The 12508-nt window shown below is 65.6% G+C and carries 11 protein-coding genes and 2 pseudogenes; 10 read left to right on the forward strand and 3 right to left on the reverse strand.

From position 1 onward, the window contains the following. Window positions 1-8: 8 nt before the first annotated feature. Complete coding sequence (locus KZO24_RS07170) at window positions 9-458, forward strand: SRPBCC domain-containing protein (protein WP_271183437.1); 450 nt, start codon at window positions 9-11, stop codon at window positions 456-458. A gap of 77 nt (window positions 459-535) precedes the next feature. Here KZO24_RS07170 and KZO24_RS07175 read toward each other — a convergent pair whose 3' ends face one another. Further along, window positions 536-1108 carry a J domain-containing protein gene (locus KZO24_RS07175; protein ID WP_486487040.1) on the reverse strand — a complete coding sequence of 191 codons (573 nt, stop codon included), beginning with the start codon at window positions 1106-1108 and terminating at the stop codon, window positions 536-538. A 59-nt stretch (window positions 1109-1167) separates the two neighbouring features. Here KZO24_RS07175 and KZO24_RS07180 point away from each other — a divergent pair, with 59 nt between their 5' ends. From KZO24_RS07180 to KZO24_RS07220, 9 genes and pseudogenes are all read left to right on the forward strand, one after another. After that, window positions 1168-1440, forward strand: a complete 273-nt coding sequence (locus KZO24_RS07180; protein ID WP_008829491.1) for a BolA family protein — start codon at window positions 1168-1170, stop codon at window positions 1438-1440. 218 nt (window positions 1441-1658) lie between these two features. Further along, complete coding sequence (gene hisG, locus KZO24_RS07185) at window positions 1659-2312, forward strand: ATP phosphoribosyltransferase (RefSeq protein WP_271183439.1); 654 nt, start codon at window positions 1659-1661, stop codon at window positions 2310-2312. Then, on the forward strand, window positions 2312-3601 hold the full coding sequence (hisD, locus tag KZO24_RS07190) for a histidinol dehydrogenase (protein WP_271183440.1): 1290 nt from the start codon (window positions 2312-2314) through the stop codon (window positions 3599-3601). Before hisG ends, hisD begins: the two co-directional genes overlap by 1 nt. Continuing rightward, window positions 3598-4041 (forward strand): transcription antitermination factor NusB, encoded by a 444-nt coding sequence (gene nusB / locus KZO24_RS07195; protein WP_271183441.1) that lies wholly within the window; start codon window positions 3598-3600, stop codon window positions 4039-4041. Before hisD ends, nusB begins: the two co-directional genes overlap by 4 nt. A gap of 15 nt (window positions 4042-4056) precedes the next feature. Next, window positions 4057-5016, forward strand: coding sequence for a thiamine-phosphate kinase (gene thiL / locus KZO24_RS07200; RefSeq protein WP_271183442.1), 960 nt, complete (start codon window positions 4057-4059; stop codon window positions 5014-5016). A gap of 136 nt (window positions 5017-5152) precedes the next feature. After that, window positions 5153-7245 (forward strand): annotated as a pseudogene (locus KZO24_RS07205) (sodium-translocating pyrophosphatase). A 152-nt stretch (window positions 7246-7397) separates the two neighbouring features. Continuing rightward, complete coding sequence (locus KZO24_RS07210; protein WP_486487152.1) at window positions 7398-8534, forward strand: GNAT family N-acetyltransferase; 1137 nt, start codon at window positions 7398-7400, stop codon at window positions 8532-8534. Further along, a pseudogene (locus KZO24_RS07215) lies at window positions 8531-9392 on the forward strand (cupin domain-containing protein). Before KZO24_RS07210 ends, KZO24_RS07215 begins: the two are co-directional and overlap by 4 nt. 119 nt (window positions 9393-9511) lie before the next feature. Then, window positions 9512-9730, forward strand: coding sequence for a DUF2061 domain-containing protein (locus KZO24_RS07220; RefSeq protein WP_271183446.1), 219 nt, complete (start codon window positions 9512-9514; stop codon window positions 9728-9730). A gap of 7 nt (window positions 9731-9737) precedes the next feature. Here the strand turns inward: KZO24_RS07220 and KZO24_RS07225 are convergent, their stop codons facing one another. Together KZO24_RS07225 and uvrC are read right to left on the reverse strand one after the other, a co-directional pair. Then, window positions 9738-10352 carry a hypothetical protein gene (locus tag KZO24_RS07225; RefSeq protein ID WP_271183447.1) on the reverse strand — a complete coding sequence of 205 codons (615 nt, stop codon included), beginning with the start codon at window positions 10350-10352 and terminating at the stop codon, window positions 9738-9740. Between the two features lie 92 nt (window positions 10353-10444). Then, entirely contained in the window at window positions 10445-12388 is a 1944-nt protein-coding gene (gene uvrC / locus KZO24_RS07230) for an excinuclease ABC subunit UvrC (RefSeq protein ID WP_271183448.1), read from the reverse strand. Window positions 12389-12508: the final 120 nt, after the last annotated feature.

Below are 12508 nucleotides of genomic sequence, written 5' to 3' on the forward strand. Positions count from 1 at the left end.
GAACAACGATGAGCAACGAACTGTCCGTCACCCGCTACATTGCCGCACCGCCTGCGAAAGTGTGGGGCGTCATGGCCAACCGCCAAAACGAATGGTGGTGCCCTACCCCATGGCGCGCCGAGGTCGATGAACAGGACAAGCGCCCCGGCGGCGTCTGCAAGATGACGATGTACGGCCCTGACGGCGAAGTCATGCCCCAGAACGGCATCTACCTTGCCTATGAGGAAGGCCGCCGCTTCGCCTCGACCGATGCGGTGGTGGACGATCTCCAACCGAGCGGGCCGTTCATGATCGGCATCTGGGAAGTCGCTCCGGAAGGCGAAGGCACGCGCTATACCGCCACCGCCCGCCACTGGAGCGCGGATACCTGCAAGCAGCATGAGGAAATGGGCTTTACGCAAGGCTGGGCCGCCTGTGCGGACCAATTGGCAGCGATCTGCGAGGGCGAGGACGAATAACGCGCCCTGCTCCTCTTTCCACTTCGTCACCCTGAAACAAGTTTAGGGTGACGGGGAATGTAGGGCCAAGATGGGTCCTACCCGAAAGCCGCCGCGTTCTTGAGGACCTGATACGCCTCGACCACCCCCTGCAGCCGCGCGGCATGGCTGTGATCGCCGCCGTTGTGGTCGGGATGATACTGCCGCAGAAGCCGCGTATAGCGAAACCGCAGGGTCTTGCGGTCGATGTCCCCGTCCAGCCCCAGCGTCTCCAAAGCCTTGCGCTCGTTCGGAGTGAAGCGCGCGTTTTCGGGCTTCAGGTCAGCCCTGCGCCGCTTCACATGCGCCCTCGCCCGTGCCTGAATCGCCTCAAGCGGGTCGGAGAAGTTCGCCCAGTTCGGCGCCTGATCCACGCCCGCATCAGGCCGGAACGCACGGGTCTGCGTTTCCCAACCGTGGAGCGGGGACTGCGCGCGCATGATCTCCTCTGCTTCCATGCCTTCGAAGTAGTCGTAGCCCGAATTGAACTGGCGCACATGCTCGAGGCAGAACCAGCGGTAGTCGCCCGGCCCATCGAACCCGGACGGCCGACCGCCCGGAGCGCGAAACTCGCCCGCCTCATCGCACCCCGGCCAGGCGCACTCGTGACCGGTGGATTCTGAACCTTCCATGAAATCTATGCTGTCTCACCGGCTTCCAGATGGGACATCGATCGCCTAAATGGAACCCCATGTCTGGACCACTCGAACAGGAAATGCGGCAGCTTCTGACCGCCGCCTTCGCTCCCACGTCGCTTGACGTGGTCAACGATTCCGCCACGCACCGCGGCCATACCGGCGATGACGGCAGCGGCGAATCGCACTTCACCATCCTGATCGAGAGCCCGCAGTTCGCCGGTGTCTCACGTCTGCAGCGCCAGCGACTGGTAAATGCGGCGCTGGGCGACATTCCCGGCAATCGCGTCCATGCGGTGGCGATCAAGGCCAGCGCGCCGGGGGAATAAGAGCGAAGCCCGCAGACATACACCCGTCATCCCAGCGAAGGCTGGGACCGCTGGCAATGCTTTAGGCGATAGCTGGCCGAACAACACCCTGCCGTTGGGTGGGTTGTTCACGGCCAGCGATCCCAGCTTTCGCTGGGATGACGGCGTGTTGCCCTGTAGCTTGCTCAGGGCAAACACCCCGGTTGCCCTTTGCGCCTTGCCCGACTAAGGCGCGCACCATGCCGACACCTCTGACTTTCGCCGTGCCCAAGGGCCGAATCCTCGACGAAGCATTGCCGCTCATGGCGCGCGCCGGTGTGATTCCCGAGGCGGAATTCCATGACAAGAAGTCTCGCGCGCTCTCCTTCGCTTGCGAAAACAGCGATATGCGCCTGATCCGCGTGCGCGCCTTCGACGTCGCCACGTTCGTCGCGCATGGCGCTGCGCAAGTCGGCATCGTTGGCTCGGACGTGGTGGAGGAATTCGCCTACTCCGATCTCTACGCGCCGGTAGACCTGAACATCGGCCACTGCCGCCTCTCGGTCGCCGAAAAGGTGGGCGAGACCGGCGGCGCGCTGCCCTCGCACCTGCGCATCGCCAGCAAGTATCCCAACCTGACCCGCCGCCACTTCGAGAAGCTGGGCGTGCAGGCAGAGGTGGTGAAGCTGAACGGCGCGATGGAACTGGCGCCGTGCCTCGGCCTGTCGAGCCGGATCGTCGATCTCGTCTCCACCGGCCGCACGCTCAAGGAGAACGGCCTCGTCGAAACGAGCCGCATCCTCGACATTTCCGCGCGCCTGATCGTCAACCGCGCTGCGCTCAAGACCGACGAACGCGTGGCCGCGCTGGTCGAGGCCTTCCGCGCGCTGGTGGCCGAGAAGGAAGCCGCCTGATGCTGCGCCTGTCCAGCACTGACCCCGGCTTTGCCGACGCGTTCGCCCGCGTCGTGTCCGACCGCCGCGAAAGCGCGGCTGACGTGGCCGCTGACGTCGCCGCGATCCTCCGGGACGTGCGCGAGCGTGGTGATGCAGCGCTTGCCGATCTCACGGCGAAGTTCGACGGCCATGACCTCGACCAGACCGGCTGGAACGTCGATGCCGCTACCTGCAAGGCCGCCTTCGACGCGCTCGAACCGACCTTGCGCGCAGCGCTGGAACTCGCGGCAGAGCGTATCCGCGCCTACCACGCCGCGCAGTTGCCCGAAAACCGTGACTACACCGATGCCGCCGGCGTGCGCCTTGGCGCGACGTGGAACGCGGTGGATGCGGCGGGTCTCTACGTCCCCGGCGGGCGCGCGGCCTATCCGTCCTCGCTGCTGATGAACGCCATTCCCGCCAAGGTCGCAGGCGTGGAACGTCTCGTTGTCGTCACGCCTACGCCGAAGGGCGAAGTCAATCCGCTCGTCCTCGCTGCCGCGCATCTTGCGGGCGTGGACGAAGTGTGGCGCGTAGGCGGTGCCCATGCTGTCGGCGCGCTGGCTTATGGCACCGACCGCATCGCCCCCGTCGATGTGGTAACGGGCCCCGGCAATGCCTGGGTGGCCGAGGCCAAGCGCCAGCTCTACGGCGTCGTCGGCATCGACATGGTCGCGGGGCCGAGCGAAATCCTCGTCATCGCGGACGCCAAGAACGAGCCGCGCCGGATCGCCGCCGACCTGCTCAGCCAGGCCGAGCACGACCCGACCTCGCAGTCAATCCTCATCACCGACGACGCGGCTTATGCCGATGCGGTGGCTGAGGCAGTCGAAATCGAACTGGCCGCGCTCGCCACCGAGAAGACCGCCCGCGAAAGCTGGAGCGTCAACGGCGTCATCGTCGACGTCGCCAGCTTCGACGAAGCGCCCGCGCTCGCCAACGCGCTGGCCGCCGAACACGTCGAGATCGCCACTGACGATCCCGAAAGCCTTATGCGCCGCATCCGGCACGCTGGTTCGGTATTCCTCGGCCGCATGACCCCCGAGGCGGTCGGCGATTACGTCGCCGGGCCCAACCACGTCCTGCCCACCGGGCGCCGCGCGCGGTTCTCCTCGGGCCTCTCGGTCCTCGATTTCATGAAGCGGACCAGCTTCATCCAGCTCGATTCCGCGGCGCTGGAGGCCATCGGCCCCGCCGCCGTCGCCCTTGCCGAAGCGGAAGGGCTTCCCGCGCACGCGCGCTCCATTTCCGTAAGGCTGAACTCATGAGCAATCCCAAGCAGAAGCGCGCCGCCGCGCGCCTCGCCGCCGTCCAGGCGCTGTACCAGTTCGACATGGAGGGCACCCCGATGGCCTCCCTGCTCGACGAATTCCACCGCCACCGCCTCGGCATGGAGATCGACGACGCGCAGTTCGCGCAGGCCGAAGTCGCGTTCTTCGACGACGTCGTGAAGGGTACCATCGCCCGCCGCGACGAGATCGACGAACTGCTGGCCTCCAAGCTGACCGAGGGCTGGTCGCTCGGCCGTCTCGACAAGACGATGCTGCAGATCATGCGCGCGGGCGCCTACGAACTCATAGCCCGCGCCGACATTCCGACCGGCGCGGCGATCAGCGAATACCTCGACGTCTGCCATGCCTTCTTCGACCCGCGCGAGGCGAAGTTCCTCAACGGCGTCCTCGATTCAGTAGCGAAGTCGGTCCGCTGACGGCATAGTTCCGGGATGACCGGCGAGCACGCCTTCATCCACGCGCTGCGCGCCATCGCCACCGACCCCGCCGCACGGCGGCTGGCGGACGATGCCGCCGTGCTCCAGATCGGTGGCGAGGCGCTGGTATTGACGATGGATACCGTCGTCGAAGGCGTTCATTACTTGCCCGGCGATCCGCCTGCAGACGTCGCCTGGAAACTGGTGGCGGTGAACGTCTCCGACCTCTCCGCCAAGGGCGCGACGCCGGTAGGGTGCCTCTATTCGCACGCGCTCGGCAATGCCGACTGGGACGCCGCGTTCCTCGCCGGACTGGACGATGCCTGCCGCCGGTTCGCCATTCCGCTGCTGGGCGGGGACACCGTGCGCATGCCCGAAGGCGCGCCCCGCAGCTTTTCCCTCACCGCGCTAGGCACCGGGCGACAGCATTGCCCCGTGCCCTCGCGTAGCGCCGCGAAACCCGGGGACCGGCTCTGGGTGAGCGGGACCATCGGTGACGCCGGACCAGGCCTCGCGGCCGCACTGGGTCGGCTTGAAGGCCCGGAAACCACCATCGCGGCACTTCTCGCACGCTATCGACGCCCCTCGCCCGAGCCGCGCCTCGGCGTGGCACTTGTACCACTGGTCCATGCGATGATGGATGTCTCTGACGGGTTGCTCGTCGATGCCTTGCGCATGGCTGAGGCGAGCGGTGTCGGCATTGCACTGGACGCTGGCGCCGTGCCCCTTTCCCCCGCACTGGTCGCCATTGCCGGTGAGACGGTAGAAGCGCGAATGGCCGCAATGACAGCCGGGGACGACTACGAACTGCTGTTTACCGCACCACTGGAGCATACCGCGCGCATTCTGGAAACAGCCAGCGCGCTGGACCGGCAGGTCACGCCGATAGGCTCGGTAGAGGATGGCTCAGGCTTGTCCCTGTCGATTGACGGCAGGCAGCTGTCACTGCCAGACCGCCTCGGTTACCAGCACTAGGCCGTAAGCGACTCTCTTCGAGATTGCCGGTGGTACGGTGTCATCCCCGCTTGCCACCCATTCGGCTTGTCTATAGCCCTAGTCGTCGCGAGCGGGAAAACCCGCCGCTACAACATATTGGGAAGGGGACGTCTTCGTGGATCTAGTCACGATTTCAATAGTCCTGGCACTTCTTGCCATCATTTATGGCATCATCACCAGTCGCCAGGTGCTCAGTTCTCCCGCAGGCTCCGAAAAGATGCAGGAGATTGCCGCCGCCATTCAGGAGGGGCGCAAGCCTACCTGAAGAGGCAGTATTCCACCATCGCCGTGGTCGGCGTGATCGTCGCGGTCATCCTCGCCTTCACGCTCGGGGCCGTTTCGGCCACCGGTTTCGTGATCGGCGCGATCCTGTCAGGCCTGGCCGGGTTTATCGGGATGAACATCTCGGTACGCGCGAACGTCCGTACCGCCGCAGCGGCGCAGAAAGGACTGCAGGACGGTCTGACGCTGGCTTTCCGAGCGGGTGCCATCACCGGCATGCTGGTGGCCGGCCTCGCGCTGCTCGCGATCGCGGTATTCTACTGGTATCTCACCGGTCCGGCCGCACATACCGTGGGCGGAGAGGACCGCACCGTGGTCGAGGCGCTGACCGCCCTCGCCTTCGGCGCCTCGCTGATCTCGATCTTTGCGCGCCTGGGCGGAGGCATCTTCACCAAGGCGGCAGACGTCGGCGCAGATCTCGTCGGCAAGGTGGAAGCCGGCATTCCCGAGGACGATCCCCGCAACCCCGCCGTGATCGCCGACAACGTCGGCGACAATGTCGGCGACTGCGCCGGCATGGCTGCCGACCTGTTCGAAACTTATGTCGTCACGGTCGGCGCGACGATGGTGCTGACCGCACTGCTGCTCAAAGGCACAGACAGCCTCGCCACGATGATGGCGCTGCCGCTGCTCATTGGCGGCGTCTGCATCGTCACCTCGATCATAGGCACATACTTCGTGCGTCTCGGCGGTTCGAAGAACATCATGGGAGCCATGTACAAGGGTTTCCTGGTGACAGCAGTGCTTTCGATCCCGGCGATCTGGTGGGCCGTGTCCCATGCCCTCGGCGACATGGAGACCGTCATTCCGGGCGGCGACTTCAACGGGCGCACACTGTTCTACTGCGCGCTCGTCGGTCTTGCCATCACGGGGCTCATCATCTGGATCACCGAATACTATACCGGGACCAATTACCGTCCGGTCCGCTCGATCGCCAAGGCCTCCGTCACCGGCCACGGGACGAACGTGATCCAGGGCCTCGCGATCAGCCTCGAGGCGACGGCGCTCCCGACCCTCGTGATCGTCGCAGGTATCATCATCGCCCACCAGTTGGCCGGATTGCTGGGGATCGCCTATGCGGCCACTGCGATGCTGGCGCTGGCCGGCATGGTCGTGGCGCTGGACGCCTATGGTCCGGTGACGGACAACGCCGGAGGCATCGCCGAGATGGCCGGCCTCGACGACGCCGTGCGTGAAAAGACCGACGCGCTCGACGCCGTCGGCAATACCACCAAGGCCGTCACCAAGGGCTATGCCATCGGCTCGGCTGGCCTTGCCGCGTTGGTATTGTTCGCCGCGTATACTACCGATTTGCGCGAGTTCTTCCCGCTGCTTGAAGTTAACTTCAGCCTGGAGAACCCCTACGTCATCGTCGGGCTGCTGCTCGGCGCGCTGCTGCCCTACCTTTTCGCGGCGATGGGCATGACGGCGGTGGGCCGCGCGGCGGGCGACGTGGTGGTCGATGTGCGCGAGCAGTTCCGCGAGAAACCGGGGATCATGACTTACGCCGAAAAACCCGACTATGCGCGGACTGTCGATCTTGTCACCAAAGCGGCGATCAAGGAGATGATAATCCCCTCGCTGCTGCCGGTATTGGCGCCGATTGTGGTCTATTATGCGATCAGCTGGGTCGCGGGGCCGGAGAATGGCTTCGCGGCGCTTGGGGCTCTGTTGCTGGGCGTGATCGTCGGCGGGCTTTTCGTGGCGCTCTCGATGACTTCGGGCGGCGGCGCTTGGGACAACGCCAAGAAGTTCATCGAAGACGGCAACCACGGTGGCAAGGGGTCGGAGGCCCACAAGGCCGCGGTCACCGGCGACACCGTGGGCGATCCCTATAAAGACACCGCCGGCCCTGCGGTGAACCCGATGATCAAGATCACCAACATCGTCGCGCTGCTGCTGCTCGCGGCGATGGCGAAGGGCTGATCACGGCGGCACCGCGCCCGCGATACAGGCGCGGTGCCGTTAGCGTTTCCTTGATTTCTCGCCACTAGTTCAGGCCTTGAACACGCAACGTTCCGGCAACAGGATTCGCTCTGCAAGTGGCTGGCGAGGCATACCGCAAAGAGGCTCCACCGGTGCTCGAAGCCGAGCCTGCACCCGTGCGCCCGTCTTCTAGCAACCTTTCTGCTCTGCCCTGGCGCGCGCTGGAAAGCGAGGTCGAAGCCTGGGATGGCCTTGCCCTCGACGCGAGCGAGCCCAATCCCTTTTTCGAAAGCTGGTATCTTCTGCCTTCCTTGCGCCACTTACCGAATACCGATGACGTGACGATTCTGCGCTTCGAACAGGACGGCCGCCTCGCCGGCCTGCTGCCGATCGCTCATCCCCGGCGCTACTACCGCTGGCCGATGCCGCATTTGTCGAGTTGGCTCCACGCAAATTGCTTCTGCGGCGTGCCGTTGGTTGCGAAGGGTGCCGAAGTACCTTTCTGGCAGGCCGTACTGCGATGGGCCGACGCACGGCCGGGCGCAGCGCTGTTCTTGCATTTGCGCGGCATGGTACTGGGCGGGCCGCTTTACGCCGCGCTGGAGGCCGTGGCGGCACAGGGTTCGCGACAGTTGGAGATCGTCCACCGCGAGGCACGTGCCATGCTTGCGTCGGACCTATCGTCGGACGCTTATCTGGAAAGTGCACTTTCCGGCAAGAAGCGCAAGGAATTGCGCCGTCAGGCCAACCGTCTCGGAGAGGAGGGCGCCCTCGCCTTCGAGCACCGCACCGATGCGCGCGACGTGGCACAGTGGAGTACGGACTTCCTTACTCTGGAGGCTGCGGGCTGGAAGGGACAGGGCGGTTCCGCGCTGGCAAGCTCCGAACGGACTGAGCGGATGTTCCGCGAAAGCCTCGAAGGCGCCGCCCTGCGCGGAAGGCTGGAGAGGCTATCGCTGACGCTCGACGGTCGCCCCGTCGCAATGCTGGCGACGTTCCTGACCGCGCCAGGCGCCTATTCGTACAAGACCGCATTCGACGAGACGTATGCGCGCTTCTCTCCGGGCGTGCTGCTCCAACGCGAGAACCTAGCCATGCTGGACCGCCCGGAGATCGTCTGGACCGACAGTTGCGCCAGCGCCGACCATCCGATGATCGACCACCTCTGGCGCGAGCGCCGAGGTATCGGGCGGCTCTCCATCGCCATCGGTGGAAAGCTGCGCCGTGCCGTCTTCCGACAGTTCGTGCGCGCAGAAACCGCGCGCCATCCCGCCGGACAGGAAGCATGAACGCCCCAACTATCCTCCAAACAGGTCCGGTGTTCCCGGATGCCGCGCGCGACGCCTTCGCATCGCACTATCCCGAAGTGCCGCACAAGCTGACTCATGCCCTCGGTGCGCATCCGCTGATGGAACTGGAGGCACTGGCGCGGCTGGCGGAGGGGCTTCCGGCAGCCTCGGTCGAATACAATGCCAGCGACCAGCCCATCGGCGTCGAAGGCAAGCCCGCGCCGACCGGCATCCCCATCGGGGAAACGATCCGCCAGATTGAGACGACCCGCTCTTGGGCGGTGCTCAAGAACGTCGAGCAGGACCCGGCCTATGCCGCTCTTCTCTCCGAACTGCTGGCGGAAATCCGCCCGGCCATCGAGATCGCGCACCGGGCGCATGCTCAAGACGCAGGCCTTCGTCTTCGTGACCAGCGCTGGGGGCGTGACGCCCTATCACTTCGATCCAGAGCACAACATCCTGATGCAGGTGCGCGGCTCGAAAGTCATGACGCAGTTCTCGGCCGGCGATCCGACCTTCGCGCCGGACGAAGTCCACGAGACCTATCACACCGGCGGCGGCCGCGAACTGAAGTGGCGTGAAGAGCTGCTCTCCGGGGGTCGCGAATTCCCGCTTGGGCCGGGAGAAGCGCTCTACGTGCCGGTGATGGCACCGCATTTCGTCCGCAACGGGCCGGAGCCGTCCGTTTCGCTGTCGATCACCTGGCGTTCGGAGTGGAGCTTTGCCGAAGCCGACGCACGGGCCTTCAACGGCCTGTTGCGCCGCTGCGGGCTCAAGCCGAAGCCGCCAGGACGCTGGCCGGATCGCAACCGCATCAAGGCGACGGGCTGGCGCATCGCGCGCGAGCTGGGCCTGTAAATAGTCCGCCCTCCATTCGTCGGTGGATGCGGATCGGTTCAGGCGATCACAGTTCTCAGCATCGCCGGTTTATTATTGCAGATAAGTCGCATTAAAGGGATTATCGAAAGGATCGCCCGATGACCCGCGATTTTGCAAAAACTTTCAGCTTCCTCGCCCTGCACCTGATGGTGGGCTTCATAGTCGCTTATCTCGTCACCGGATCGATCACTATGGCGGGTGGGATCGCCCTGATCGAACCTCTGGTGAATGCCGTCGTGTTCTTTTTCCACGAACGCGCATGGCAGGGCGGCGCGTCGTTCAGCAACCTTCTGACGCACCACCACGCCGCGGGCTGATGCAGGATCAGGAACGCCGGGTCGTTTCCTTACGCAAGTCATGGATGCGGCCGCCGCGATGCTCAATCACCGGGCTGAAGTTTTCCGGCTCGTTGACGAGATCGTCGAACAGCGCGCGGTAGTGGATCATCGCCCGGCGCAGTTCCTCGGTGCCTGCCTCGCCGCGGGCATGGCTGGCGGCGATGTGATGGCCGGTGCGATAATGCGCGACGACCTCGCCGTGATCCACCGACAAGTCTTCGTAGCGCTGGTCGAAGTCCGCCACCGGATAGCCACGCGCCGTCATGACGTCGGCAAGCAGCACGTCGGCGCGCTGGACGGCACCCGCCGGGTCATCGACGAACTGGGCCTGAACTTCCAGCCATGCGCGCACGAACGCTTCCCGCCGGGCGGGCTCCAACGGGCGAATGTCGAAGGCGGCGACGCGCTGCTCGCGCTCATGGAGCACGGTCTCGGCCTCATACATGCTGCCGGACTGGTCGATAGTGCGATCGTATTCGTCGCCAAATCGATCACGCAACCGCGCTGTATGGCGACTGCGCATGACTGTCACAACAACGCCGACCAGAACGGTCAGCGCGATCAGGCCGACGGCTATGGCGAGCGGACTAAGTGTAACCACGTTGCATCTCCCGTTTCCCGCCTCCGTCCTACGGAAACTTCAACCGGGGAGATGATCGTCAGTTGCGCGGCCCGCCGCAGGTGTCGCGCCGCTCAGCCGTTCGGATGGTAGAAGTCGTAGATCGTCTGCGCCACCGCCACGCTGACACCCGGCGCGCGGCGCAAATCTTCGAGGCTCGCCGCGCGCACCTTGCCGGCCGTGCCGAAGTGCAGCAGCAGCGCGCGCTTGCGGGCCGGGCCGATGCCGGGAATCTCATCGAGCGGGCTGGCGGTGATCGCCCGGCTGCGCTTGGCGCGGTGGGCGCCGATGACGAAGCGGTGGACCTCGTCACGCAGGCGCTGGAGGTGGAACAGCACGGGTGAGTTCACCGGCAGCATCTTCTCCCGCCCGTCGGGGAAATGGAACACCTCGCGCCCCTCGCGCCCGTGATGCGGCCCCTTGGCGATGGCGATGAGGTTGACGTCCTCGATGCCGAGTTCCTCCAGCGCGTCCTTCACCGCGTTCATCTGGCCCTTGCCGCCGTCGATCAGGACGAGGTCAGGCCAGGTGCCGCCGGTGCGCTCGGGGTCTTCCTCCTGCACGCGGCCGAAGCGACGGGTCATGACCTCGCGCATCATCGCGTAATCGTCGTCGGTCTGCGCGGACTTGATGTTGAACTTGCGGTACTGGCTGGTCTGGAAGCCCTCCGGCCCCGCCACCACCATCGCGCCCAGCGCCTTGGTGCCCGAGATATGGCTGTTGTCGTAGACTTCCACGCGCTGCGGCAGGTCGGGCAGCTCGAGGAAGTCAGCCATCTCGCGCCAGACTTTCGCCTGCGTGCCGCGCTCAGCCTGGCGGCGGTCGAGCGCTTCCACCGCGTTGCGCGTGGCCTGCATCATCAGGTTGCGGCGGTTGCCGCGCTGGGGGACGGAGATTTCCACCTTGCCGCCCGCGCTCTCGCGCAGGGCTTCGGCGATGAGGTCCGCCTCGGGCAGTTCGCGATCGACGAGGATGCAGCGCGCGGGCGGCACTTCCTCGTAGAACTGCGCGAGGAACGCCTGCATCACCTCTTCCTCGCTCAGCCCTTCGGTATGGGTGGGGAAGAAGGCGCGGTGGCCCCAGTTCTGGCCGCCGCGGATGAAGAAGGCCTGCACGCCGACCTGCCCGCCCTTGCTGGCCATCGCGAAGATGTCGGCATTGTCGAGACCTTCCGCGTTGATCGCCTGGCTGCCCTGGATGAAAGTCGCCGCGCGCAGGCGGTCGCGCAGCATCGCCGCACGCTCGAAGTCGAGGTCGGCGGCGGCTTCTGCCATCTGCGCCTCGATCTTGCGCTGGACCGCGTTGGACTTGCCACCGAGGAAGTCCTTCGCCTCCTGCACCAGTTCCTTGTAGCCCGCCTCGTCGATGCGATCGACGCAGGGCGCCGAGCAGCGCTTGATCTGGTAAAGCAGGCAAGGCCGGTCGCGCCGGGCGAAGAAGCTGTCGGTGCAGCTGCGCAGCAGGAACAGCTTCTGCAGCGCGTTGATCGTGGTGTTGACCGATCCGGCGCTGGCGAAGGGGCCGTAGTAATTGCCCTTCATCCGCCGCGCGCCGCGATGCTTCATGATGCGCGGGAATTCGTGATCGGTGCGCAGCAGGATGAACGGGAACGACTTGTCGTCGCGCAGCAGCACGTTGTACGCGGGCCGGAAGCGCTTGATGAGCTGCGCTTCGAGCAGCAGCGCCTCGGCTTCCGAATTGGTCGTCACGATCGTCATCGAGCGGGTCTGGCTGACCATGCGCTGCAGGCGGCCGGGCAGACGCTCCCACTGGGTATAGTTGGCGACGCGGTTCCTCAGCACCCGCGCCTTGCCGACATAGAGCACATCGCCGCGCGCGTCCTGCATGCGGTAGACGCCGGGCTTGGCGGGTAGCGTGCGGACGGTGTCGCGGATCACCTCGACGCCGGCCTGCAGGTCGGGCTGGTCGGAGCCGCGCACGGTGTAGGTCGCCCGCTCCTCGTTGAAGCGTTCGAGATGGTTGGGCTGCTCAGGAGTGCCGGCTGGTGTTCTCGCCATGTTCGTGCAGATAGGGAAGGTTCGCGCGAAGGGGAAGTGCCCGAACGCGCCCACCCCCAGCCTCTCCCGCAGGCGGGAGGGGGACCGCTCATTTCTCCCTTCCCGCATGCGGGAGGGGCT

The sequence above is a fragment of the Novosphingobium sp. NFX11 genome (assembly GCF_057376415.1).